The sequence below is a fragment of the Rhodococcus sp. SB1D genome (assembly GCF_048573875.1).
GTDB classification, from domain to species: domain Bacteria; phylum Actinomycetota; class Actinomycetes; order Mycobacteriales; family Mycobacteriaceae; genus Rhodococcus_F; species Rhodococcus_F qingshengii.
Window position 1 is genome coordinate 141320 of the sequence record NZ_JBMAIQ010000010.1, and the last position, 24966, is coordinate 166285.

The window sequence follows — 24966 nt, forward strand, 5'->3', positions numbered from 1 at the left end:
GATCTCCGCGGCCGCCGAGTGCGTAGCCGCGTCCGAATCAACAGCGCGAAAGCAAGAGGCTGATCGCGCCTCTCAAGCAGTCGTACCCAGAATCGGCACGCGCATGCACCGCCCCACCAGTCGATGTCACGTACGTATCGCTCATGTTTCGCGTGCCCGATATGTACTAAAAGTGTGAATGCGTCTCGTCACCTCGGTAATGTCCCACTCCGAGAAGACACATCCCCCGAGGGGAGCAGGCGCATGGACATCACCACCATTACCGACGTGATACGCCGACCACCGGATCGCCCAGGGGACGTGTGGCGTCCCGGCGACGCCTGGCTCGCGGGAGGAACGTGGCTGTTCTCAGCAGAACAACCCGACACGCGTCGACTGGTCGACCTCACCGCGCTCGGTTGGACACCACTGGAGGTCGGCCCGACTCATTTCGGTGTCGGAGCTACGTGCACCGTTGCCGAACTGTATGCGTTTGTCCCGCCGGACAATTGGCGTGCGAGTCCACTTATTCGCGTCAGCTGCGAGTACTTCCTCTCGTCTTTCAAGGTGTGGAATTCGGCCACCGTAGGCGGCAACATCTGTATGTCGCTTCCGGCCGGACCGATGATCACCCTGGCAGTTGCACTCGAGGCTTCGTTCACACTATGGGCTACCGACGGAACAGTGAGGACCGTCGACGCGTGCGACTTCGTGACCGGTGACCACCAGAATGTCCTGGAGCCGGGCGAAGTCCTTCGGAGCATCGAGTTCCCGGTGCACGCACTCACCAAACGGCACGCCCACCGCCGCTTCAGTCTCACGCACCTCGGCCGTTCGACGATCTTCATGATCGCGACGCAGACTCCTGGCGCCGACGACTTTCACCTCACCATCACCGCCGGCACCACCCATCCGATCCGGCTGACGTTCGACACCATGCCGGACGAGCACTCTCTGCGACGAGCCGTCGACTCCATTTCGGCCGACATTTGGTTCGACGATCCCAACGGAACCCCAGACCACCGCCTCCACCTCGCCCGCCACTACGCCGACGAGCTCCGAAACGAACTCACGGGGAGCCAGTCATGAGCTACACGGTGAACGACCGGCAGTTCCACGAGGAGCCGTTCCCGGGACAGTGTCTCCGGACGTTTCTTCGGCACCTCGGACACCACGGGGTGAAGAAGGGGTGCGACGGCGGGGACTGCGGGGCGTGCACAGTGTGGCTCGACGGAACACCGATACACAGCTGCATCACGCCCGCCTTTCGCGCCGACGGTCGCGCGGTAACCACGATCGAGGGACTCGGCACGCCCGAAGATCTCCATCCGATTCAGCAGCAGTTCCGGGATGCACCCGGCTTTCAGTGTGGGTTCTGCACCGCCGGGATGATCATGACCTCGGCGGCGCTCACCGACGCGCAGAAAGAAGACTTGCCGCGAGCGCTCAAGGGAAACCTGTGCCGCTGCACCGGTTACCGATCCATCGAAGACGCGGTCAACGGTGTCGGTGCTATCGAAGTTGCCCTCCCGGGACAGGCCGTCGGAACCAGCGTCGGGGCGCCGGCGGCCACCGACGTGGTGACCGGCCGAGCCGAATACACTATGGACACCGCGATCGACGGCATGCTGCACCTGAAAGTGCTGCACTCGCCTCACGCACATGCCCGCATCACCTCCATCGACACCACCGAGGCGCTCGCCGTCCCCGGTGTCCATCGCGTCTACACCTGGAAAGACGTGCCGCGCAAGCTCTTCACCACGGCAATACATACCGACCACCTTGTCGATCCGGACGACACCTACATTCTCGACAACGTCGTGCGGTTCGTGGGTCAGCGTGTAGTGGCCGTCCTCGCCGACTCCGTCGTCGCTGCGGAAGAAGGCCGTCGGAAGGTGAAGGTCGATTACGAGATCCTGCCTTCCGTGTTCGATCCGGAAGAGGCCATGGCCGACGGCGCTCCAGCCCTGCACGGATCCGACGATCCCTTTGTTCGAGATCCCGAGCACAACATCCTGCTCGAACTTCACGGTCATGTGGGCGACGTCGAGGCAGGGTTCGCCGAGGCCGACGTCATCCACGAAGGCACCTACTTCTCGCCGCGGGTTCAGCACGCGCACCTCGAGACGCACGGTTCGATCTCCTGGATGGAAGACGGACGCCTTCACGTTCGCACAAGTTCGCAGTCCCCCTCCATCGCCAAGGTCAAACTCGCCCATCTCTTCGACCTCCGCCCGGATCAGCTACGCGTGTTCTGCAAACGCGTGGGCGGCGGGTTCGGAGGAAAACAGGAAGTGATCAGCGAGGATCTGGTGGCGCTCGCCACCCTCGACACCGGTCGTCCCGTCTGCCTCGAGTTCACCCGAGAAGAAGAGTTCACCACCGCGTCGCCGCGTCATCCGATGAAGCTCACGATCAAGCTCGGTGCCAAGTCGGACGGAACCCTCACAGCCTTTCAGTATCGCAACGTATCGAACACCGGTGCGTACGGAAACCACGGTGGAGAGACACTCTTTGCCGGCGGCGCGGCAGTATCGCTCTACCGCTGCGCCAACAAGAAGTTCGATGCGTATTCCGTGTACACCAATAACGTCCCGAGCGGCGCTCTGCGTGGGTACGGGATGACGCAACCGGCCTTTGCCGTGGAATCGGCCATGACCGAATTGGCCGTCGCGCTGAACATGGATCCGCTCGAACTGCGTCGACGCAATATCGTCCGACCGGGCGATTCGCTGATCGCACTCGAAGACGGCCCAGACGACGTGATCTTCACCGAAGACGGACTGGGGCAATGCATCGATCTGATCGACACCGCGTTGAAGCGGCAACAGGTTCCCTCGCTCGGAGACGATTGGCTGATCGGCACCGGTACCGCCAGTTCACTACATGAGACCGCGCCACCCACCGAGCACATTTCCGAGGCTTGGCTCACCCTCGGCGAAGACTGTGTATACGAACTTGCCATCGGCACAGTCGAATTCGGTGAGGGAACTTCTACGGCCCACGTGCAGATCGCCGCAAATCAGCTGGGCACAACTCCGTCGCGTGTACGAATCATTCAGTCGGACACCGACCGAACCGGTTTCGACACAGGCGCTTTCGCCAGCGCCGGCCTGTTTGTCGCTGGGAACGCGGTACTTCGCGCGTCGAATGCGCTCCGCGATCGCCTACTTGCCTTCGCCGCGCACCACACCGGCGTGTCGATTGACCAGTGCTCGATGGACGACGACAAGATCGTCTGCGGTAGTACTCGATTAACACTGCAAGAGATACTCGAGGCCGCGCCCCCGCGCGGGATCCGATTCACCGAGGCGCGGAAGGCATACGGATCTCCGCGCAGCGTGGTGTCCAACACTCATGGCTTCCGGATTGCCGTCCATCGCATCACCGGCGAGATCCGCATTCTCTACAGCGTCCAAGCCACCGACGCTGGGGTGATCATCAATCCGGCGCAGGTGCGGGGACAGATCGAAGGTGGCGTCGCCCAGGGCATCGGCTTCGCACTCACCGAGAACTTCCACGTAGACGCAAACGGCGCGATGATGAACCCGAATCTACGTAACTACCGGATCCCGACATATGCAGATATCCCACGCACGGAGGTGATCCTCGTCGAGTCATCAGACTCCGTCGGTCCTCTCCGCTCCAAGGGCATGGCGGAGTGCTGCATCAATCCGGTTGCCCCTGCATTGGCGAACGCACTGCAGGATGCAACCGGGTCACGATTCCGGTCGCTACCGCTCACCCCGGAACGCATCTACACAGGCCTGAACCGATGACCGCGCACACGTCGGCGGACAGCGCCGCGACGGTCATCATCGGCCAGCGAGTGCGTGCCGGACTGGAGAAAGAATTCGAGGTCTGGCAGAAAGATCTCAACCGAGCCGCCGCAGATTATGCAGGCTTCCTCGGGGCAGAAATCGCTGCTCCGACGCCCACCCAACCTGATTGGGTGATCGTGTACCGCTTCGACTCCATCGCTCATGTTCAAGCGTGGATCAACAGCGCGACGAGGCAGGACTACCTCGACAGCGGTCGTCAGTTCTTCGACGGCCCGGCCACGCAGCAGGTAGTGAGCGGCGGGATCAGGCCTCCGGACCCACTGCTGACCGTCGTAGTGACGCACCGAGTAGGTGACGACAGCATCGACGAGTTCCTTGCCTGGCAGGATCGCCTTCGGGAGGTGGAGAGTGCTTTCGACGGATTCCGCGGCACCGAACTGTTTCGCCCCGTCGACGGTGTGCAGGATGAATGGACCCTGCTGTATCGCTTCGACAATGCTGCCCACCTCGATACGTGGCTGACTTCCCCTGAGCGACAACAACTCCTCGCCGAGGGCCGCAAGTTTCACGACTTCGAACTGCGAACCGTGGACAATTCGTTCGGCAGTTGGTTTGCCTTCGACGAGAACGGAAACGAGGCCCCTCCACCTTCGGAGACAAAAACCTCGATCGCGGTCTGGGTCGGTCTCTACCCGACTGTCGTCTTGCTTACTTTGGCGCTGTCACCGCTGAAGCTGCCACTCTGGCTCGGATTGTTGATCGGCAATCTGCTGTCGAGCTTCATCATGAGTTTCTTCACGATGCCGTACTACGTGAATCGACTCCTGCGCCGTTGGCTGCGTCCGCCTCCGGGGATTCCTGTCGCAAAAACCAACGCACAAGGGGTGGCAATCGTCGCCGCTGTGACCTTGTTCTGGGTTATCGTCTTCTACCTCGTGACTACTCAGTTCTGGTCGCTGCCCTGAACTCTCCGGAACACGAAAAGCCAGCGCATGTAACGGGGCATGATTCTTCCCCGGTGCATACGCTGGCATTTTCAGTTATGTCCGTTCACGCGGCCGTTGGTGGGCTGTTCCCGCCGATCGGCTGCTGGAACGGATCGATCGACATCGGTGGATAGAACACCGATTTCCGATCCGGACCGATCTCCACCCGCCACTCCGTGTGATGCAGCGTCCGATGATGATGACCACACAACAAGACCAGATTATCGAGATCCGTTGGGCCACCATCACCCCAGTGAACAATATGATGAGCATCGCACCACCCCGACGGAGTCCAGCACCCCGGAAACGCACACCCACCATCACGAACCGCCAACGCCCGCCGCTGCGGCACCGTCGCTGTTCGCGCTTCCTTACCGCAGTCGAGCGGAACACCATTCTCATCCAACAAAATCCGCGTGACCGTGCAATCGCACGCCAACATCCGCGCAGTATCGATACTGATCGGACCCACCCAATCCGCCCACGCAAACCCGAGTTCCTCCGTCGACGGCAGTAGATCCTTCAATGCTTTGAGGTCGGTCATGTCTTTTGCACTGGCGGTGACTGTGATGTGCGGTTTCACTCCGCCCTCGATCGGACCCAACCCCGCCCGCTCGTACCGCCGCAACAATTCGCAAAACCCGTCCGCACGCCGCAGCGCCGGAGTACGGGTGTCCTTGACGCCGTCCTTCTCCGGCGTCGGCGCAGACAGACTCGACAACAACGTGATCAGACGTGCCCCGTTCACCGCATCCAGATCACCCTTCACCGACACGCGCCCGTACAAACCTTTCGAGGCATAGAACTCGTTACGCTCCGAATCCTCACCCACCGGAACCCCGTCCTCACGCTTGCCGTACTGCTTCTCGATCCGCCGAATCGCCGCCCGCACCGCATCACAATCGGCGATGTTCTTCGACGCCAAACCCAACAGAATCCCGCGGGCCTTGTCCACATCCGCCAGGGTCATGTTCTTCGGCGGATGCTGACAAAACGACGCCACCTGCCGCGCCTTCAACGCATCAACATCCCCGCGGTGAAACGCATCCGCGACAACAGGTTCGAGCATCAACAACCGCGCCAACCCGACCAGCAGGCTGCACTCACCGATCTCCAGATTCGTCGAACCATGCAACCACTGCGCGATCGCCCGAAAACCCTTCCCGCCGAGAACGTCCCGGGAAAACATCTCCACGATCAGCAACACCAACCGCGACTGCAACTCGTGCCGGACACGCACCAGATCGAGAACCTCACCCTTGAGGCCCTCGCCATCCAGCTGCCACGCTTCCCGACTGTCCATACCGAAAGTTTAATCGAACACACTTTCGATAACCAGAGACAAAACGGACAACTTCGAGAACAGGAAGGCTCGAGACCCGTTGACATGAAACTACTTTCAGTAAATCTCAAAACCGGATCATCGGCCACCGAGCGGCAAAACTCCCCCGCCGACGGGATAGGGCGGCAGCGTTCCCACAAGCGTCGGTGTCAATGTGGTCGCAGACGGATCGGAACGACCGAGAGTGAATTTCCGAACTTCGGCACCACTTCCGTCGCTGCCGCTGACGAGGAGATCCGCGCCGGTGGTCGTGCTCGTCGTGGCTACTCCGACACCCGTCCCTGGACCGGTGAACGGATCGAAGGATGCAACTTCCCGAAACACCACGTCCGTCGAATGATGATCTGGGCTCTCCAGGTACATCTCGGGCGCACCGTCGAGCCTGGATCCACTCGAGAAGACGCGGACGGATCCTTCGCCTCCGAGCATGCCTGCCACTATCGACTTTGCTCCGCCCTCGGCGCCGGCCACCCAACCCGTCGACAGAGACACCCCGTCGCGGTAGTCCTGATCGAATGCCAAGAACTGTGATGTCGTTGCCGGACCAGCCGTATGACCTGCGTGTTCATCGGAGCCGCCCTGCGCAGCCGCCGTCGGTTCGTACAGGTCGTAGCGGAACGTCTTGATCAACGGCTCCTCGCCCGCACCGGGTGCGGTCACGATGCTCGCTCGACCGGAGTGACTGTCAACCATTCCGGTTGCGAACGTGACTCCGCTACTCGATCCCGGGTACGGCGAGAACGAACCGAATTCTGTGGGTGCGGACCTCTTGTCCGCCGGAAGGTCGGTGGAGTAGATCTTGACCTGCGACTCCATCCCTGGGCCTGATGCAACGATGATGTTGTCTGCCAGTGCATTTCCGTCGATGTCGACACCGCCGACGTTCACTCCACCGCGGAAACCCACATCGAAGGGGGCGAATCTTGCCAACTCGTCGGTGAACGGCACGCCGCCGACTGCGTTGTACGCCACCACTTCCGGAGCCGAGCCTGCACCTGTTCCAGCGACCAGATCAAGCACCATGTCTCCGTTCACGTCCGCCATCGCAACACTCGGGGTGCCTTCGAACGACGGGAAGGGCGTCACAGCAGTGATCAGTTTGTCGCCGTTGGCATCGAATATCTGCACCTTGGCGGGCACGCCGGCCGAACCAGGTATCGCGACGGCATATGTCGATACCTCGGGAATCACGTTGACAGTCGCCATCAAACCGTTGTCCTCGTGATTGAGTCGGTGGCAGTGAATCACAAAGGTTCCGGTGTACTCGGTGAACTTCGTTCGCAACGTCACTGACGCAGGCTCGAGAGCATTCTCATTCTCGTCAGTCACCGGAGCGGGCACGTTCACGTTGTCGATTCCCCAGGGCTGAACGCCCGTCGTGGTACCTGCGACGGGATCCACAACTTCCGTTACCTGGAAGTCGTTGACGTGAATATGCATCGGGTGTTCGTCGTTGTTGAGGTTCGTGATCTTCCATTCCTCAACGGAATTCAGTCGCGGTTGAATCAGCGGAATGTTGGGGAACGTGTTGTCGGCGAATTCGTAGGTGAAGGCCTTCGGATCGCTGTTGCTGGCCTTCTCGTTTCCGAACCCACCGGACACTGTGAGATTGCGGGTCACGTCGGGCGTCATCGCTGCGGTATCCACGAACGAGGTGTAGGTATCGAGCTTCTGTCCGAACTCGAAGGGAGTCGTCTTTCCTTCACCCTCGTCTGGCGTCGCACGGATCAACTGCTGAGTCGGGAACGTGAAGAATCCGTCCGCGTAACTGATCACCGACGGGTCGACGGTGACGGTTCCGAGTTCGGCGGGCGGATTGTCGGTACCGTTGTTGGTGTAGAGAATGCCTGGATTGCTCACCGGCTTTGCACCTTCGAGCGGTGGCATCTCCAGCACCAGATCGCCGGACTCCGGCATCTTCACTGCGATTGCGTATCGCGAGGCCGGCGGAATCACCAGCCTGGTTCCGTCCCCGTCCACGGGTGGCCTGACCTCGTCGAACGGGTTTCCGTCCTGCCCTACGATGGCGAACTTCGGATGGGCGCCGGTTGCGGTTTCCGTCAACGTGACCGGCATGTAGGCAAAGTCGCTGATGTTGGCAAGCACCCAGATCTCGGTCTGCCCCGGCTTCAGTTTCAGCGACGGCTGGAACTGACCGTTCACGGTGTACTGCACATCGCGTTGGTTGTCCGGCAGTGAGGGATCGGCCGGTACAGTCGTCGATTCACCCACGAAGCTCTGCAGATTGCCTGGAACGAATTGATTCTGTCCACGATGATTGGCCGGGGACAACGGTCCGGTGTACCAGTTGGTGAAATACTGCGTGCCCTCGGTGGTGTCCGAGAAATTCACCGGAGCAAGGCTCGGACGGTACGTGCCGTCGGCTAGTTCCGTACCGGCGGGTGGCGTCAACGTACTGACGAATTGGGGCCAGTTCGCGTCGTTGAGCTGTCGGCCCTTTCCTTTTCGGTCGAATACGAAGTTGTACTGCAGTGCCATATCGCGAATCGGAACGTCGTTTGCCGTCACGACAGGCAGATTGCCGTCCGGCCGGCCGATTTCCAGTAGCCCGGCCAGGCCCATGTACGTCTGCTGGGCGGTGAGGGTGTGCCGGTGACTGTGATACCAGTACAGACCGTTCGGCATCGTCCCCGGAATCGCGTAGTCGTACACGTTTCCCTGGCCGGCGGGAATGTTGAGCAACACGTTGTCCGCATTGCCGTCCGGACTCACGTGCACTCCGTGCGTGTGCAGATTCAGCGGAGCCGACGTCAGCGCCGGCGGATAGATCGGCACGTCCCCGCCCGCCGGTGTGAATGCCGGATCGTAGAAGTCCTGGATCGTGAGATCCTGCAAATCGTTGTCGTAATGAATGATCAATCGCTCTCCGGGATTGACGCGGAGAGTCGGCGCCGGATAGACGTCACTCGCCGAGGTCGATCCGTCCGACGCCGTACCGCGGATGACCTCGTACCCGAAGAGCAGAAAATTCGACACGGGCGCCGAAGCGGTATCGAGCGGAATCACTCCCTGATGAGCGGACAAGCGCACCTCGAGAACACCATCTCGGCTACTCAGTTTCACCGGCTCCCGATAGTCGACGGCGGTTCCGCCAGAGCCGTAATTGCCGCCCACCTCGGGCGCCGATTCACCGGAGGTACACGCGGCCAACGCCATCGTCATGGACACCACTACTGCTGCGGCTAACGACTTTCCTCGCAGTGTGATCACTGGTTTCCCCGTTCCATGGTGGCGTGAGATACGTCCGATCAGCGCTCACCAGCCTATCGAGAAAACATGGGCTGAACAGGATATTCACGATAAATCGCCCACCTAAGGCCTGCGTGAGTGCTGCACCTTGCAAGCAGTCTCAGCAAACCGATCAGAAATCGAGAAGCACAGCCACGGGACCCGCAATTACGTTGAAAAACATGAACACACCACAGAAGTCCACTTCCGACCACACGTCGTCGATCCACACATCAGCAGGGAGCGCCCAGATGACCACCGCGCAATCCGTGATCCTCGACGTTCCCGACCTCGCGGCAGCCGAAGCCTTCTACAACGCTCTCGGCGTCGGAGATCGAATCCAGCTACACGAATCGAACGAACCGACAACAGGGTTTCGTGGGTACACCCTTTCGCTCGTCGTCTCTCGACCTAACATCGTCGACGCCTTCGTCGGCGCAGCACTCGCAGCCGGTGCCACCGCCTTGAAGCCTGTCAAGAAATCCCTCTGGGGATACGGCGGAGTCGTCCAGGCTCCAGACGGTTCCATCTGGAAGATCGCCACGTCGTCGAAGAAGAACGACGGGCCGGCCACCCGCACGATCGACAGCCTCGTGCTGCTGCTCGGCGCCGAAGACGTCAAGGCCAGCAAGCAGTTCTACCTCGACCGCGGACTCGAGGTGTCCAAGAGCTTCGGTCGCAAGTACGTCGAATTCACCAGTGCAGCAAACAATGTGACACTCGCACTGTATGGTCGCCGCGCTTTGGCAAAGGATGCCGGGGTTGCTCCGGAAGGCACCGGATCACACCGTCTGACCGTTGCCGGCGCGTCTGAAACCTTCACAGACCCAGACGGTTTCGCCTGGGAAGCCGCCTGCGCTTGACATCAAGCACAGATCACCGGGAAGGCGGCCGGTATCAGACGTCGGAGTTGGCCGCGTCATGCGCCGGGTACGCATGCACCAAGGCAGTAGCGAGTTTGGGCACCGCGTGAGTGAGCGAATGCTCGGCGCTGTGTGCAATCGCATGAGCTTCGGCAAGTGTTGCCCGGGGATCGATGTCGAGTTCTGCATCGGCATGCAGTCGGTGTCCGATCCACCGCATCTTCAGATCACGAACACCGAGGACTCCAGGTTCGTGCATCAATGCATGCTCTGCGTCGTCCACCAACTCAGGTTCGACGCCGTCCATCAACCTCCGGAAGACGTCTCGCGCTGCAGTCCTGAGCACCGCCACGATGGCAACGGTGATGACAAGGCCGATGATCGGATCTGCCAACGGGAAACCCAGCGCAACTCCCCCCGCCCCCAGAAGGACTGCGAGCGAAGTGAATCCGTCGGTCCGAGCATGCAATCCATCGGCCACCAGGGCCGCTGAACCGATTTGCCTGCCGACCCTGATCCGATACAACGCCACCAATTCGTTTCCGATGAAACCGATCAAACCTGCCGCCGCTACCCAACCGAGGTGCTCGATCTCGACCGGGTTGATCAATCGCCTCACCGCCTCGACACCGGCGATCACTGCCGACAGTGCGATCATGGCGAGCACGAACAGTCCGGCCAAATCCTCCGCACGCCCGAAACCATAGGTATAGCGCCTGGTCGCAGCGCGCCGACCGAGCGCGAAGGCAATCCAGAGTGGGACTGCCGTGAGCGCGTCGGAGAAGTTGTGAATGGTGTCCGCCAGCAGCGCCACCGAACCCGAGATCGCCACGATCGCGACCTGAGCAACTGCGGTGACTCCGAGCGCAACAAGACTGATCTTGACCGCCCGGATGCCGATTACGCTCGATTCCAATGCGTCGTCGACACTGTCGGCAGCGTCGTGACTGTGCGGCGAGAACACTTCGCGGACTGCCGATCGAAATCCCTTCGGCCCGTGGACATGGCGGTGGCCGTGGCCGTGGCCGTGGCCGTGGCCGTGGGACGTCTTGGGTTCGTGCGTCACGACGCACCTTCTTCTTGATCGGTCCGATCGACGTTCGCCGAGCGCTCCGGGTGTATCTCCCGAAGCTCACCTTCACTACGGTGATGCCCCGGCAATCCGGGTCCGGCATGCTCCGCATTGAAGACCGCGTCCGTAACCAGTTGGCGCACATGGTCGTTCTCCAGGCGATAGAACACCGTCGTACCATCGCGGCGGGTTCGTACCAACCTTGCCATGCGCAATTTCGCCAGGTGCTGCGACACCGAGGGCGCCGGCTTGCCGACGCGTTCCGCCAGTTCGTTCACCGAGCACTCGCGGTCGACCAATGCCCACAAGACCTGCACACGGGTTGCGTCGGCCAGCATGCGGAACACCTCGACGACGAGGTCGACTTGATCATCGGGAAGCTTGCGGCGACAAACACCACTATCTGCGTTCATACGTAGATAGTAGATCATGCTGGACGCCGAAGATGACCTCTCGTCGATTCACCAGTTGTGCAAAGCTTGGCGGCAGAGCCCTTCGCCACTCGCAGACCGGGAGACAACGATGAGTACCGACGATTGGAACGCAGGAATCATTGCGGAATTTCGGGAGAACGAGGGCAAGGTAGGCGGCCCCTTCGAAGGTGCGCCCATGGTGTTGGTCCACCACACAGGACGCAAATCCGGACGCGATTTCGTGAGTCCCATGATGTATCTGGCAGACGAGCAGGATCCGAAGACCATCTACGTTTTTGCATCCAAGGCCGGTGCCCCGACCAATCCCGACTGGTACTACAACCTCGTTGCCACCGACCAGGCAGAGGTCGAGATCGGCACCGAAACATACCCGGTCTCCGTCAGCGAAGTAACCGGCGATAAGCGTGACCGCATCTACGACGAGCAGGCCAGTCGATACCCGGGATTTGCCGAATACGCGGAGAAGACCGCTGGGATCCGCACAATCCCGGTGGTAGCCCTGACTCGCGCGTAAATCCTGGTAGCACCTCCCAGTCGTTTCCATTCGGAAACGGCTGGGATCGTTTGTACGGAATCAGGTCGCTGAAGAGGCTTTGACCTCACCCTTCGCATGCCGTCCGAGCAGCACGTATCCTACCCAGGATCCGACAACCACTGTCGCCGCGAGCGCCTGTACAAGGCCTTCGATACTCGCCGGATAGAACACGCCGGTGATGTAGTGCGAGATGAATCCGGTGGACGGCAACTCCGCGATCCCGGCCATCCGGCGGGCCCAGTTCTCGAGATTGGTCAGCGGGCAGTCGTATCCGACCGCTATCGAACCGACTCCCCAGACGACTGCAAGAAGGTGGAAACCGATGGTACGACGCCACTTCCACGCCACGAACCCACCCAGCACCACATAGAGGACAAACCCGAAGTGAACGAACACCGTTACTACTTCGATGAGCCGATACACCATCGTCGTCTCCGCTCGTGGCGCGGAAGTCCCGCAACAACCAGACTAATCCGATGTTAGTCCTCGTAGAGGTGATCTACCCGGTGTATGCAGCGGTCGTGCGAGCCGCGGCGGCTGCAGCCGCATCCGGGTCGTCGCCCGATGCGATCGCAGCTTCGGCCCACAGTTCACTGCTTCCCGCGATGAATGCCTTGGCCTCGTCGCTCGCCGACCACTCGGGTGTCTCGAGTGGCGTCGCGATCCCCAGTTCCACGTGTCGAGCCAGCCCGAGCAGTCCCATGTCCCACCCGACGCCGACGGCACCTGGACCGTACTCGGCCCACCGATCCGGCTCCACGTCCGCGGCGTGTGCGAAGTCGAACAGAATTGCACGACGGCGCTCCTTGGTTCGGGAAAACTTCAGCTCAGGCGCTGCTGTAGATGTACCGCTACCTCTTCTCCAGCGGCGCTCTTGCCGATCGCCTTGCACAGCGCCACGCGCAGCGGAAGCCAGTGTGGACCGTCACCGGACGGCATCAGCGTCGCCTCGAAGGGATGCTCACCATCGAGGGTTCCGAGCACCTTCACAGCGCGTCTGGTTCCCAGAAGTTCCGCCGAGCCGGGCACGGTCAAGAACGTTGCGAACGCACCGTCTTTCTCGATGGGAGCGGTGAACGAGTAATCGAGCGGTTGTGGAGTCTTGTCAGTGGCCATCTCGCGTCACTGCTCAGCAGCGAGCAGGACGTCGGTGTCGAAACACGTGTGAGTGCCGGTGTGGCACGCGGCGCCCTCCTGATCGACGATCAGCAAGACGGAATCGCCGTCACAGTCGAGTCGCACCTCGTGGACGTACTGGGTGTGCCCCGACGTCTCACCCTTGACCCAGTACTGCTGCCGCGAGCGCGAATAGTACGTCCCCTTACGGGTTTCCAGTGTTCGCGCGAGCGCTTCGTCGTCCATCCACGCGACCATCAGCACATCACCGGTCGACTTCTCCTGCGCAACCGCGCTGAACAGTCCGGCGTCGTTTCGCTTCAGCTTCGCCGCGATTGCGGGATCAAGACTCATATGACGTTTATACCTTCCACCTGTGACTTCCGTGGAATTCCCCTGCACGGCCGCCCTAGAATGGAAGTTCCTTCGCTTCTCGCTCTGGAAGAAGATCCGACATGAACCATCAGCATCATGACGGTCCGCACCCGGAGTACATCTGCCATCTCGCGAACCCGAGTACCGATCGCGTCCGAACCCGCCACGTCGTTCTCGGCATCGGCCCAGGTGCTACCAGCAAGAATGTACTCAGCTACGCACTGACGCTTGCCGCCAAGGAGGATTCAGCCCTCCACGTCGTTCACTGCATCACGTCAGAGGACCTACCTGTCGAAACCGACTCACCAGAATTCGAAACGCGTCTGCACGACGAGATGGTGTCGCAACGCGAGCAGACAACCTCGGCACTTGCCTCGCACGCCGACACCTGGACGTACGACTGCACCTATGGAGACCCGGCCGGTGTCATTCTCGCAACCGCGGACAAATACGACGCATTTACCATCGTGATCGGATCTCCGCGAAAAGGCGCTGCCTCCGCGGTGAGCCGACTGATGCACATCTCGGTCACTTCCCGACTGAACCGGCAGAACCGTTATCCCGTGATATCGGTTCCGACCGGAGTCAGCTCGGCAAGATAGCCGAACGCGGGACAAGCCCGCCTAGATGATCGAATAGTCCTCGAGCGGAAAGCGTTTCGCTTCGACGAACGCATTCCGTGTAGACGTGGGCCGCAGAATCGCAGCCTCGCCGTGCTGATTGAAGTAATAGCTTCGTGCAGTCTGGCAACTACCGCCGTAGAAGACGGAGTCCGCCAGGTTCTCGGTCATCCGGTCGAGGAACTCGGCGTTGGCAGTTTCGGTGACCTCGAATGTTTCCGCGCCGCGCCGTTTCACCTCGCCGAACAGTCGATCCATGTGCTGCATCTGGGATTCGATCGTCGTGAAGTAGGACAACCCGCTGTACGAGTACGGACTGGCGAGCGTGAGGAAGTTGGGGAAATACGGAACCGCGACCCCTTCGTAGGCCTGGAAACGGTTGTCGCGCCACCACTTACCGAGGTTTCGTCCCTCGCGACCGATAACCTCGATGGCTGGAAAGTTCACATCCCAGAGGTTGAATCCCGTTGCCAGCACCAAGGTGTCGATCTCGGTCTTGCGACCGTCGGCGGTGACGATTCCGTCGGCAGCGATGTGGTCGATCGGCGTCGTTTCGAGATGCACGTTGTCCTTGGTGAACGTACGGAAGTAGTTGTTGGAAAATGTGGGACGCTTGCACCCGAAGTCGTAGTCCGGTGTGAGTTGTTTGCGAAGGCTGGCGTCGCTGACCTGGGACCGCAGAAACGCACGTGATGCGGCCGCCGCACCCTTGTTCAACAGTTTGACCTGCTTGTAGTGAAGGACCGCGCTGACCATGATCATTTCTAGGATCGACGAACTGACAGCGCGGGCGATTCGCTGGGTGAGCGGAATACGCGAGAACAGCTTCTGCACTGCATTCGGAATGGAGACGTCGATCTTGGGAACCACCCAGATCGGGGTGCGTTGGTAGACGGTCAACTCTGCGGCCTGCCGCGCCACCTCGGGGATCAACTGCACAGCGGTGGCGCCGGTTCCGATGATTGCGGTCTTGGTGCCGGACAGATCGTAGGAATCGTCCCAGGCCGTGGTGTGGATGATCTTGCCGGCGAAGTCGTCGATACCGGAGATGTCGGGCCGATGCGGTTGCGAGAGGAAACCCGTCGCAGTCAGGAGGTACTTGGCAGTGATGTCCGGCGCGCCTTCGACGGATACGACCCAGTGCGAGGAATCCTCGTCCCAGCGGGCTCCGTTGACCACGGCACCGAACGTCATGTGCTTCCGCAGATCGTACTTGTCCGCGACGTGATCGGCGTACTTCTTCAGTTCCGCGCCCGGTGCGAAAAGCCTGGACCAGTTCGGATTGGGCTCGAACGAATACGAGTAGGTGACCGACGCGATGTCGACAGCCAGACCGGGATAGCGGTTGACGTGCCAGGTTCCACCCAGATCGTCCTCGCGCTCGAGGATCGCCAGGTTGTTCAGGCCCAGCCGCTTGAGTTGAATGGCCGCACCCATTCCGCCGAAGCCCGCCCCCACCACAACTGCGTCGTACTGCACTGCCATCGGAGAATCCCTCTCGTGAACTGCACATCAGAAAAACTGCACATCAGAAAAACTGCACATCAGAAACTGACACGTCATTCCGTTATTGAGAACGGTATCATTCCTGATGTGACGAAGGCCATGACCAGAGCGGAACGAAAAAAGGCGGAATTGCGCCGCGAGATCATCGACGCATCATTCGAGTGCTTCGCGGAACGCGGCTACCACGCGACCGGAATTGCCGATATCGCAACAACTCTCGGAATCGGTCACGGGACCTTCTACCGGTACTTCGAGAACAAGCGCGACATCATCGACCACGTCATCGACGATCTGATCGCAAAGATCATCAGCGCACTCGCCGTCGAAAATGCCCCTGACGCAGCAAATACATTGGACGAGTACCGCGCCCAGGTCGGTCGCATCGCCGAAGCGCTCCCCCGCATCTTCTTCGACGACCCGCGCATTCCGCGGGTTCTGCTCTTCGAGACGACAGGCGTCGACGCCGATCTCACTGGCCGGATGCTCGATCTACTCGACCAGTCGGCATCCTTGACCGCGGCGTACCTGCATCACGGAGTCGAATGCGGCTATCTACGCGCCGACCTCGACGTCGACAACACTGCGCAGGCCGTCAACGGCATGATGCTGGCAAGTGCGATTCAAGGATTGCGAGCCGGTTCGTCCGTCGACTGCACGGCGTTGAACCAAGCCATCAGCCGCCTCATGTTCGACGGAATCCGCGCCGAGAACGCCTAGCGAACGACGATTCCCTCGGCACGCATCGCATCCTTGACCTCCGGGATGCTCAGATCGCCGAAGTGGAAGACACTTGCTGCGAGAACTGCGTCTGCGCCCGCTTCGACTGCAGGGGCAAAGTGCTCGACCAGGCCGGCACCGCCACTGGCGATCACCGGTACGTGGACTGCCGCCCGGACAGCGCGGATCATCAGAAGGTCGAAGCCCGCTTTGGTGCCGTCGGCATCCATCGAGTTGAGCAGGATCTCCCCCACTCCCAACTCTGCACCACGCTCGGCCCACTCGACAGCGTCGATCCCGGTGCCGCGCTTGCCCCCGTGCGTCGTGACCTCCCACCCCGACGGTGTGTCCGGCTGCCCCTGGGGAACGGTGCGGGCATCGACCGAGAGGACGATGCACTGCGAGCCGAAACGCTCACTCAGTTCCTTCAGCAGTTCCGGGCGCGCAATCGCCGCGGTGTTCACGCTGACCTTGTCGGCACCGGCACGCAGCAGACGATCGACATCCGCGACCGTGCGCACTCCACCGCCGACGGTCAGAGGAATGAAAACCTGCTCGGCAGTGCGACTTACGACGTCGAGCATCGTGCCGCGATCCGACGTGGAGGCGGTCACGTCCAGGAAGGTCAGTTCGTCGGCGCCCTGAGCGTCGTACGCTGCCGCGAGTTCCACCGGATCTCCGGCGTCGCGAAGATTCTCGAAATTGACACCCTTGACCACTCGCCCGGCGTCGACGTCGAGGCACGGAATCACACGAACTGCGAGGGTCATGACTGTGGTCCTCCTGAGGACGAAGCGCGCGGATCACCGAGCGCGTTGAGGATATCGAGAATCTCACCGTGGATGCCCGGAGCGGCAGCGAGCACCGACTCCGATTCTACGGTCCACGGGCGGCCGGCCAGGTCGGTGACCACCCCGCCCGCACCGCGAACGAGCGCGACCCCGGCCGCGTTGTCCCACGCGTTGCGGCCGTAGACGATCGCACCGCCCAGGATGCCGGCCGCGGTGAAGGCCAGATCGACTCCGGTTGAACCGTGTATCCGGATCCGCGAGGACACCTTGCTGATCTCGGCGAGGAGGTCGAGACGGAAACTGCCGGGGATCCGCCCTCGACTGTTGACGTTGAGCGCACCCAAGCCGACGATCGACGACGCCAGATCGGTTGGCTCCAGCGGCGGTACGGCGATTCCATTGACCAACAACGGACCGCCGGCGCGAGTCGCGTACGTGTGACCGATCAATGGAAGCCAGGTCAATCCGAGCACCGGGACACCGTCGTCGAGAAGCGCCAACAACGTTCCGGCAGTGGGCAATCCGGCCGAGTAGTTGAAAGTACCGTCAACGGGGTCGAGAACCCAGACGAGCCCGGAACCGACGTCGGGACCGCCGAATTCCTCGCCGTGCACCTCGATGCCGGTCTGCTCGAACAACTCCGCGGTCAACCGCTTCTCGAGCGCAAGATCGACCTCGGTGGCAAAATCACCCCAGCCCTTGCGGACCGCACTCGGGGCGCCGACACCGGAGACGAACTGATCGTGGACGCCGTCGAGAAGCCGACCCGCAATCGCGAGAAGTTCGTCGAGGTCACGCGTCGGAGTCATCTGGAAAATCTATCCGGAAACTGCTGCCAGTGCTTCGGGGAGAGTGAAGCGACCGGCATACAATGCCTTGCCCACGATCGCGCCCTCGACACCCTGATCAACCAGGCTGGAAATGGCGAGTAGATCCTCGATGGTCGACACACCACCGGAGGCGACGACGTGCGCGTCGGTGACCGCGCAGACCTGGCTGAGAAGTTCGAGATTGGGACCGGTGAGTGTGCCGTCCTTGGAGACGTCGGTGACGACGTAACGAGTGCAGCCGTCACGGTCCAGACGCGCGAGGGTCTCCCACAGATCGCCGCCGTCGGTGACCCAGCCGCGACCACGGGTGCGGTACTGACCGTCGACGAGACGAACATCGAGGCCGACAGCGATCTTGTCGCCGTACTTGGCCAATGCACGCGCACACCACTCGGGATCCTCGATAGCGGCAGTACCGAGATTCACGCGAGCACAGCCGGTGGCCAGTGCGGCTTCCAGGGAAGCGTCGTCGCGGATTCCACCGGACAGTTCCACCTTGACCGTCAGGTCGCCGATGACGCCGGCCAACAGTTCACTGTTGGACCCACGCCCGAAAGCAGCGTCGAGGTCGACAAGATGCACCCATTCGGCACCGTCGTTCTGCCACGCAAGAGCAGCGTCGCGGGGCGACCCGTAACCGGTCTCACTTCCCGCCTCTCCTTGCACGAGGCGAACAGCTTCACCGTTGACGACATCTACAGCAGGCAAAAGGACCAGGCTCACGTGCGGTAACCCTAGTAGGTCAGGACCTCGAACCGTCTTCCGGGTCACCGAACGCTTTTCGGGTCATCCGCTTGGATACGACGCCCATTGCCGCAATCGCAGCGGCGACCCCCACGAGACCGATCACGAGGCCGACGCCCGGCGATGGTTTGAGAACAACGATGACGACAGTTGCGACCGCCAGCGCAGCCACAGCGGCGCCGAGCGAGAACAACGCCAGACGGGCGAGGGAGAAATCGTCACCGCGGTTCGGTCCGGATCCCCCGGTCACAAACTCTGCACCCAGTTGCTCAGCAGCTCGGCGCCTGCGTCACCGGATTTCTCGGGGTGGAACTGCGTTGCCGACAACGCACCGTTCTCGACGGCAGCGAGGAACTTTCCGCCGTGATCGGCCCATGTCAGCTTCGGGGGTGCAATGTGCTCGGACGGCGCGAGCTCCCAACTCTGCACACCGTAGGAGTGGACGAAGTAGAAGCGGGTATCGGCGTCTATGCCCTTGAACAGGGTGCTGGACTCCGGAGCCTCCACGGTGTTCCAGCCCATGTGCGGCAGGACCTCTGCTTGCAGCCTCTCCACGGTGCCGGGCCATTCGCCACAGCCCTCCGCCTCGACACCGAATTCGACTCCCCGGTCGAACAAAATCTGCATGCCGACGCAGATGCCCAGCACCGGTCGGCCACCGGCCAGGCGTCTGCCGATGATTCGGTCACCCTGCACTGCACGCAGACCTTCCATGCAGGCCGCGAACGCGCCGACGCCGGGCACCACGAGACCGTCGGCCGCCAGTGCAACCTTCATGTCGTTGGTCACCTCCACCTGCGCCCCGGTGCGCGCCAGTGCGCGAGTAGCCGAATGCAGGTTGCCGGAGCCGTAATCGAGTACAGCAATCGTGGAAGCGCTCATGCCCCAACTCTATCGGGCAACCCTGCTGCCGATCACTTTGCCGCCCGCGGCCAGTGCCGGGAGCAGAGCGACAACGACCGCGGAGACCGCGAAGACCCACGCATAGCCGGCAGTCGTGGCCACGAATCCCAACGCCAGTGCACCGATTCCGGTGCCGGCGTCGTAGCCGATGTTCCAGATCGCGCTGGCGGATCCGAGTTGCCTCGGGCCGGCAGCCTGAAACGCCATGACCAAGGACTCGTTCTGTACCGCCCCGAACCCCAGCCCGAAAAGGACCGCCGCGCAGAACAAGACCGGCGTCGACCCGCCGTCGACGTTGATCGCGAACAGCACCAATCCGATGGTCGACGACGCCAATGCCGGCGCGAGTGTCCGACCACTGCCGAGACGATCGGCGATCAGGCCCGCCGAGTACCGGCCGATCAACATCGATCCACTGGCGGTCGCCAACACCACACCTGCAACGGCCGCGCGCTCCGAGATTGCGATCGGCAGTAGAGACGACAATCCGCCGAACGAGGCGGACACACACGCCAGAGCGAGCACCGGAACCAAGACGGCGAACACACTCAGTCGAACGGATTCCCCGGTCGGCTGGGCGAAGATCTTCGGCAACCCGGCAATGGCCACCAGCGCGAGCGCCGGGATCAGCGCACCGAGGACGAACACCGGTGTCGCCGACCACCGTTCCATGATCGCAAGCCCCAGCGGAAGCCCCGCCATTTGTGACGCTGCGATCGCGATTCCCTGAGCACCGGTGGCACGGCCCAGAATTCGTTTGGGCGCCAACTCCGCCACCAGTGCACTGCCGGCCACCGTCAGCATGCCGAAACCGATGCCACGCACCGCGGAAACCGCCAGGACAGGGCCGGCGTCGGCCGAGATCAACAGCACCAACGACGGTGGGCCGAGGAGCAGACACCCGACCGCCAGCACGCGCCGGTAGCCCTGCGTCCGCAACAACCGAGGCACGAGCAGTTGCGTCAAGACCGTGGCCGCCATGAAGACACCGGTCACCGATCCGGCAAGCGCATCCGATCCGCCGGACTGCGCAACCAGCAACGGCACCACCGGCAACAGCAACGACCAGCCACCGAAAGCTGCTGCCGCCATGATCAGGACACCGATCATGCCCGGTGTGCGAAGCAACCCCGGCGATGGAGCAGGATCTTGCGTCTCAGATACAGTCACTTTTCGCGTCTCAGACACAGTCACTTTTCGCGTCACAGACGCAGTGCGCCCGCTACCGCCGCCAGAACCGCCAACGCCAGAAGGATTCCCGACGCAAGCTTGTTGACCTTGAACATCGAGTAGGCGCCGCCCACGGCAATACCCGCGCCGATGAACAGCAAGTAGGTGAAGAGGACGCTCACAGTGTGCCCTTCGTCGACGGCACGCCGCTCACGCGCGGATCCGGCTCGACCGCCTCACGCAGAGCTCGCGCAACGGCCTTGTACTCCGCCTCGGTGATGTGGTGCTGATCGCGGCCGTACAGAACCCGAACGTGCAGTGCGATACGTGCATTCAATGCGATCGACTCGAACACGTGGCGGTTGATCACCGCGTGATACGGAACGCCCGGGTACCCGCCGATGACGGAATGCACCATGTAGTCGGGCTCACCGGTGTGCACGCAGTACGGGCGACCGGAGACGTCGACCGACGCGTGCGCCAGCGTTTCGTCCATCGGGATGAAGGCGTCACCGAAACGACGGATGCCCTTCTTGTCGCCGAGAGCCTGGCCGAGTGCCTGGCCGAAAACGATCGCGGTGTCCTCGACGGTGTGGTGAGCGTCGATCTCGACGTCGCCCTTCGCCTTGACGTCGAGATCGAAGCTGGCGTGAGTACCCAACGCGTTGAGCATGTGGTCGAAGAACGGAACGCCGGTGGAGACGTCGACGATGCCGGTCCCGTCCAGATTCAGTTCGACGACGATGCTTGATTCCCGAGTTGTTCGTTCGATCCGCGCGATGCGATCGCTCATGCCGTCTCTCCTGAATTCGTGTCGACCAGCTGGGTGCCTGCGATTTCGTCACTGGCCTTGATGAACGCGTCGTTCTCGGCTTCGAGTCCCACGGTGGCCCGCAGATATCCGGGGATGCCGATGTCGCGGATGAGAACCCCGCGGTCGAGGTATTCCTTCCACGCCTGTGCACTGTCGGTGAACTGTCCGAACAAGATGAAGTTCGCGTCACTGGGAATCACTCGGAAACCGGTGTCCGCCAGCGCCTTCGACACCCGATCACGCTCGGCGGACAAGGCGTGGACACTGCCGAGGGTCTCGTCGGCGTGACGCAGGGCGGCACGTGCCGCCGCTTGCGTGACCACCGAGAGGTGATAGGGCAAGCGCACCAACAACAGTGCGTCGATGAACGCGGGAGCGGCGGCGAGGTAGCCGAGTCGGCCACCGGCAAACGCGAAAGCCTTGCTCATGGTGCGGGTCACAACCAGCTTGGCCGGGAACTCGTCGATCAGCGTCATCGCGCTGGGGGCAGCGGAGAACTCCGCGTACGCCTCGTCGACGATCACGATGCCCGGCGCCACGTCGAGGATGCGTCGCAGTTCCGCAATGCCGACGCTGTGTCCGGTCGGGTTGTTGGGGCTGGTCACGAACACGACGTCGGGTCGGCGTTCCGCAATCACGGTGACGGCAGCATCCACGTCGAGTGCGAAGTCGTCCCGACGGAAGACCTCGACCCACTCGGTATCGGTACCGTCGGCGATGATCGGGTGCATCGAGTACGAAGGCACAAAACCCATCGCGCTACGTCCCGGACCTGCGAACGCCTGAAGAAGTTGCTGCAGAATCTCGTTCGATCCGTTTGCCGCCCACAGATTGTCGACGGTGACCGGTACACCTGTCTGCTTCGCCAGGTACGCCGCCAGATCCGTCCGCAACGCCACAGCGTCACGGTCGGGGTAGCGGTGCAGTTCCTTCGCGGCTTCGCGCACGGATTCGGCCACATCGTCGATGAGCGCCTGGGTCGGCGGATGCGGGTTCTCGTTCGTGTTGAGCTGAACCGGAACCGTCAACTGCGGTGCGCCGTACGCCGACTTTCCACGCAGGTTCTCGCGAATCGGCAGGGCGTCGACCGAAATCGACTCTCCAGGAGCACTACTCATCGCAGAGCCTCGAATCGCAGACGCACAGCCTCGCCGTGAGCCGGCAGGTCCTCCGCATTGGCCAGCGTGATGACGTGTCCGGCAACGTCTTTCAGTGCAGACTCGGAGTAGTCGATCACGTGGATTCCACGAAGGAACGTCTGCACACTCAGACCGGAGGAGTGGCGTGCACACCCGGCCGTCGGCAGAACGTGGTTGGAGCCGGCGCAGTAGTCGCCGAGACTGACCGGCGCCCACGGGCCGACGAACACGGCACCAGCGCTGGTGACCTGAGCTGCCACCCCGGTTGCATCCTCGGTCTGGATCTCGAGGTGCTCTGCCGCATACGCATTGACGACGCGCAGACCAGCGGAAACATCAGAAACGAGCACCGTGCCCGACTGGCTACCGGTCAGTGCCGTGGTGACGCGCTCGCGATGCTTGGTGATCTCGAGCTGCGCAGCCAGAGCCTTGTCGACCGCGTCGGCCAAGTCGACGCTGGTCGTGACAAGAACGCTGGCGGCCATCACGTCGTGCTCGGCCTGGCTGATGAGATCGGCGGCAACGTGGACCGGGTCAGCGGTGTGGTCGGCGAGGATCGCGATCTCGGTGGGACCGGCTTCCGCGTCGATGCCGACCAGTCCGCGGCACAGACGCTTGGCGGCAGTGACGTAGATGTTGCCGGGACCGGTGATGAGGTCGACCGGGACAAGCTCGGTTCCATCGGTGTCGGTTCCGCCGTAGGTAAGGAGGGCGACGCCCTGCCCGCCGCCGACGGCCCACACCTCGTCGACGCCGAGCATGGCTGCTGCGGCAAGGATGGTCGGGTGCGGCAATCCGCCGAAGTCGGCTTGGGGCGGCGAGGCGACAACAAGTGATCCGACGCCGGCCGTCTGAGCCGGCACGACGTTCATGACAACGCTGGACGGGTACACGGCATTGCCGCCGGGCACGTACAGCCCGACGCGCTCGACCGGAACCCAACGCTCGGTGACCGTTCCACCCGGAACGACCTCGGTGACGGTGTCCTTGCGACGCTGATCGGCGTGCACCGTGCGGGTGCGCTCGATCGCAACCTCGAGGGCTTCCTTGACTGCGGGGTCGAGTTCACGAAGTGCGCGCTCGAGCTCGGCTGCTGGTACACGAACCGAAGCCGGACGAACGCCGTCGAACTTCTCGCCGAATTCGAGGGCGGCTTCTGCCCCGCGATCACGGACGGCTTCGACCATCGGGCGAACCTGATGCAGTACCGCGTCCACATCCACTCCACCTCGGGGAAGCGCGGCGCGGAGTTCGGCCGTGGATGGGGTACGACCACGCAGGTCGGTGCGGGCAAGCATGAGAGTTCCTCTCGTACGCAAACGGGGTGCCTGTGCAAGCGGCAGCAAACCGGTCCGGCATCACAGGCCCTGAACAGAGCGCCTGAAACACAGAACTGATGTCAATTATCCAGGATAGGCGCACCCCGTTTTTCACCGGTCCACCTGCAACGCTCACTGCAGGCCCGGCGCCCGCCGCCGGGCGAGTTCGATCAGCTCGTCCCTTCGAGGTGTTGCCACCGAGATTTCACGGCCGTCATGCAGACGAAAGCGGACCCCGTCGCCGGGAGATGCGAGAATTACCCGCATACCTGGGCCGGTCATTCGATAACCGATTCCGGAGCCCATCCCGATATGTACTGCAGTGGCAGACACAACTTCGTCCCACCTAAATACCTGACGCAGCCCCGGAGACAGCGCGATCGACACTCGTTCGACGTCTGTGGTGATGATCACGCGCACCTTCCACATGTACGCGGCCAACCCGAAGGACAGGACCGCGGACAACACGGCGCCGACGTAGCCCGCCGAGTCGCGATCCACGATTGCCGCGAACCCGCAGACAATTACCAGGACAATTCCGAGGACGACGCACAATGCGACCGCCGAACGCCGCAGTAGTGGGCTCAGGGGAATGGACTCGTGAAATTCGCGCACAGCACCCCCCGCCTCGATCGCCGACAACCCCACCCCGAGGAATGACACCGGGAACACGACCATCC

General features: G+C 62.0%; 27 protein-coding genes. 7 read left to right on the forward strand and 20 right to left on the reverse strand.

Features of this window, described 5'->3' with window-relative positions:
• Positions 1–243 precede the first annotated feature (243 nt).
• From ACN50D_RS21795 to ACN50D_RS21805, 3 genes are read left to right on the forward strand one after another with little or no spacing between them, the layout of a single operon-like run.
• A complete protein-coding gene (locus ACN50D_RS21795) occupies positions 244–1068 on the forward strand; it encodes an FAD binding domain-containing protein (RefSeq protein WP_007733027.1) in 825 nt (274 codons plus the stop codon).
• Positions 1065–3758 (forward strand): molybdopterin-dependent oxidoreductase, encoded by a 2694-nt coding sequence (locus ACN50D_RS21800; RefSeq protein ID WP_211921134.1) that lies wholly within the window; start codon positions 1065–1067, stop codon positions 3756–3758. The genes ACN50D_RS21795 and ACN50D_RS21800 overlap by 4 nt, the downstream gene beginning before the upstream one ends.
• Positions 3755–4726, forward strand: coding sequence for an antibiotic biosynthesis monooxygenase (locus ACN50D_RS21805; protein ID WP_021333615.1), 972 nt, complete (start codon positions 3755–3757; stop codon positions 4724–4726). The genes ACN50D_RS21800 and ACN50D_RS21805 overlap by 4 nt, the downstream gene beginning before the upstream one ends.
• An 85-nt stretch (positions 4727–4811) precedes the next feature.
• On the opposite strand, the gene ACN50D_RS21810 is transcribed toward ACN50D_RS21805, so the two are convergent.
• Entirely contained in the window at positions 4812–6050 is a 1239-nt protein-coding gene (locus ACN50D_RS21810; RefSeq protein ID WP_211921136.1) for an HNH endonuclease signature motif containing protein, read from the reverse strand.
• Between the two features lie 117 nt (positions 6051–6167).
• Positions 6168–9272 (reverse strand): multicopper oxidase family protein, encoded by a 3105-nt coding sequence (locus ACN50D_RS21815; protein WP_211921324.1) that lies wholly within the window; start codon positions 9270–9272, stop codon positions 6168–6170.
• Between the two features lie 317 nt (positions 9273–9589).
• Here ACN50D_RS21815 and ACN50D_RS21820 point away from each other — a divergent pair, with 317 nt between their 5' ends.
• Positions 9590–10201, forward strand: a complete 612-nt coding sequence (locus ACN50D_RS21820) for a glyoxalase (protein ID WP_042923073.1) — start codon at positions 9590–9592, stop codon at positions 10199–10201.
• 34 nt (positions 10202–10235) lie between these two features.
• Here the strand turns inward: ACN50D_RS21820 and ACN50D_RS21825 are convergent, their stop codons facing one another.
• Together ACN50D_RS21825 and ACN50D_RS21830 are read right to left on the reverse strand one after the other, a co-directional pair.
• Positions 10236–11267: a cation diffusion facilitator family transporter gene (locus tag ACN50D_RS21825; protein ID WP_211921138.1), complete on the reverse strand. Its 1032-nt coding sequence runs from the start codon at positions 11265–11267 to the stop codon at positions 10236–10238.
• Positions 11264–11686, reverse strand: a complete 423-nt coding sequence (locus ACN50D_RS21830) for an ArsR/SmtB family transcription factor (protein WP_003942406.1) — start codon at positions 11684–11686, stop codon at positions 11264–11266. The genes ACN50D_RS21825 and ACN50D_RS21830 overlap by 4 nt, the downstream gene beginning before the upstream one ends.
• A gap of 109 nt (positions 11687–11795) precedes the next feature.
• Between ACN50D_RS21830 and ACN50D_RS21835 the strand changes: the two genes are divergently transcribed.
• Complete coding sequence (locus ACN50D_RS21835) at positions 11796–12221, forward strand: nitroreductase/quinone reductase family protein (protein WP_211921140.1); 426 nt, start codon at positions 11796–11798, stop codon at positions 12219–12221.
• A gap of 60 nt (positions 12222–12281) precedes the next feature.
• Here ACN50D_RS21835 and ACN50D_RS21840 read toward each other — a convergent pair whose 3' ends face one another.
• The 4 genes from ACN50D_RS21840 to hisI all read right to left on the reverse strand — a co-directional run bounded on the left by ACN50D_RS21840 (position 12282) and on the right by hisI (position 13712).
• Positions 12282–12668, reverse strand: a complete 387-nt coding sequence (locus ACN50D_RS21840; protein ID WP_030537060.1) for a DUF2784 domain-containing protein — start codon at positions 12666–12668, stop codon at positions 12282–12284.
• A 73-nt stretch (positions 12669–12741) separates the two neighbouring features.
• Complete coding sequence (locus ACN50D_RS21845) at positions 12742–13002, reverse strand: hypothetical protein (protein ID WP_223304508.1); 261 nt, start codon at positions 13000–13002, stop codon at positions 12742–12744.
• A gap of 62 nt (positions 13003–13064) precedes the next feature.
• Positions 13065–13358, reverse strand: coding sequence for a DUF1905 domain-containing protein (locus tag ACN50D_RS21850; protein WP_042449548.1), 294 nt, complete (start codon positions 13356–13358; stop codon positions 13065–13067).
• Between the two features lie 6 nt (positions 13359–13364).
• Positions 13365–13712 (reverse strand): phosphoribosyl-AMP cyclohydrolase, encoded by a 348-nt coding sequence (gene hisI / locus ACN50D_RS21855; RefSeq protein ID WP_003942390.1) that lies wholly within the window; start codon positions 13710–13712, stop codon positions 13365–13367.
• Between the two features lie 101 nt (positions 13713–13813).
• On the opposite strand from hisI, the gene ACN50D_RS21860 reads away from it, so the two are divergent.
• The gene (locus ACN50D_RS21860; RefSeq protein ID WP_054187191.1) at positions 13814–14335 is read left to right on the forward strand and encodes a universal stress protein; all 522 of its coding nucleotides are present in this window, start codon (positions 13814–13816) and stop codon (positions 14333–14335) included.
• A 21-nt stretch (positions 14336–14356) separates the two neighbouring features.
• On the opposite strand, the gene ACN50D_RS21865 is transcribed toward ACN50D_RS21860, so the two are convergent.
• Positions 14357–15838 (reverse strand): flavin-containing monooxygenase, encoded by a 1482-nt coding sequence (locus ACN50D_RS21865; RefSeq protein WP_058226986.1) that lies wholly within the window; start codon positions 15836–15838, stop codon positions 14357–14359.
• Between the two features lie 120 nt (positions 15839–15958).
• On the opposite strand from ACN50D_RS21865, the gene ACN50D_RS21870 reads away from it, so the two are divergent.
• Entirely contained in the window at positions 15959–16576 is a 618-nt protein-coding gene (locus ACN50D_RS21870) for a TetR/AcrR family transcriptional regulator (RefSeq protein WP_185744506.1), read from the forward strand.
• On the opposite strand, the gene hisF is transcribed toward ACN50D_RS21870, so the two are convergent.
• From hisF to ACN50D_RS21925, 11 genes are all read right to left on the reverse strand, one after another.
• Positions 16573–17346, reverse strand: a complete 774-nt coding sequence (gene hisF, locus ACN50D_RS21875) for an imidazole glycerol phosphate synthase subunit HisF (RefSeq protein WP_003942380.1) — start codon at positions 17344–17346, stop codon at positions 16573–16575. The two genes, ACN50D_RS21870 and hisF, sit on opposite strands and share 4 nt — an antisense overlap.
• On the reverse strand, positions 17343–18176 hold the full coding sequence (locus tag ACN50D_RS21880; RefSeq protein WP_003942414.1) for an inositol monophosphatase family protein: 834 nt from the start codon (positions 18174–18176) through the stop codon (positions 17343–17345). Before ACN50D_RS21880 ends, hisF begins: the two co-directional genes overlap by 4 nt.
• Before the next feature lie 9 nt (positions 18177–18185).
• Positions 18186–18920: a bifunctional 1-(5-phosphoribosyl)-5-((5-phosphoribosylamino)methylideneamino)imidazole-4-carboxamide isomerase/phosphoribosylanthranilate isomerase PriA gene (gene priA, locus ACN50D_RS21885; RefSeq protein ID WP_003942371.1), complete on the reverse strand. Its 735-nt coding sequence runs from the start codon at positions 18918–18920 to the stop codon at positions 18186–18188.
• A gap of 19 nt (positions 18921–18939) precedes the next feature.
• Positions 18940–19191 carry a hypothetical protein gene (locus ACN50D_RS21890; RefSeq protein WP_050655347.1) on the reverse strand — a complete coding sequence of 84 codons (252 nt, stop codon included), beginning with the start codon at positions 19189–19191 and terminating at the stop codon, positions 18940–18942.
• Positions 19188–19823, reverse strand: a complete 636-nt coding sequence (gene hisH, locus ACN50D_RS21895) for an imidazole glycerol phosphate synthase subunit HisH (RefSeq protein ID WP_003942389.1) — start codon at positions 19821–19823, stop codon at positions 19188–19190. Before hisH ends, ACN50D_RS21890 begins: the two co-directional genes overlap by 4 nt.
• 9 nt (positions 19824–19832) lie before the next feature.
• Positions 19833–20954 (reverse strand): MFS transporter, encoded by a 1122-nt coding sequence (locus tag ACN50D_RS21900; protein WP_042449554.1) that lies wholly within the window; start codon positions 20952–20954, stop codon positions 19833–19835.
• Between the two features lie 92 nt (positions 20955–21046).
• Positions 21047–21196 carry a hypothetical protein gene (locus tag ACN50D_RS21905; protein ID WP_007732248.1) on the reverse strand — a complete coding sequence of 50 codons (150 nt, stop codon included), beginning with the start codon at positions 21194–21196 and terminating at the stop codon, positions 21047–21049.
• Positions 21193–21807, reverse strand: a complete 615-nt coding sequence (hisB, locus tag ACN50D_RS21910; protein ID WP_003942383.1) for an imidazoleglycerol-phosphate dehydratase HisB — start codon at positions 21805–21807, stop codon at positions 21193–21195. Before hisB ends, ACN50D_RS21905 begins: the two co-directional genes overlap by 4 nt.
• Positions 21804–22946, reverse strand: coding sequence for a histidinol-phosphate transaminase (locus tag ACN50D_RS21915; protein WP_042449556.1), 1143 nt, complete (start codon positions 22944–22946; stop codon positions 21804–21806). The genes hisB and ACN50D_RS21915 overlap by 4 nt, the downstream gene beginning before the upstream one ends.
• Positions 22943–24265 carry a histidinol dehydrogenase gene (hisD, locus tag ACN50D_RS21920; protein ID WP_037130144.1) on the reverse strand — a complete coding sequence of 441 codons (1323 nt, stop codon included), beginning with the start codon at positions 24263–24265 and terminating at the stop codon, positions 22943–22945. The genes ACN50D_RS21915 and hisD overlap by 4 nt, the downstream gene beginning before the upstream one ends.
• Positions 24266–24418: 153 nt before the next feature.
• On the reverse strand, positions 24419–24964 hold the full coding sequence (locus ACN50D_RS21925) for a hypothetical protein (RefSeq protein WP_211921142.1): 546 nt from the start codon (positions 24962–24964) through the stop codon (positions 24419–24421).
• Between the last annotated feature and the right edge of the window lie 2 nt (positions 24965–24966).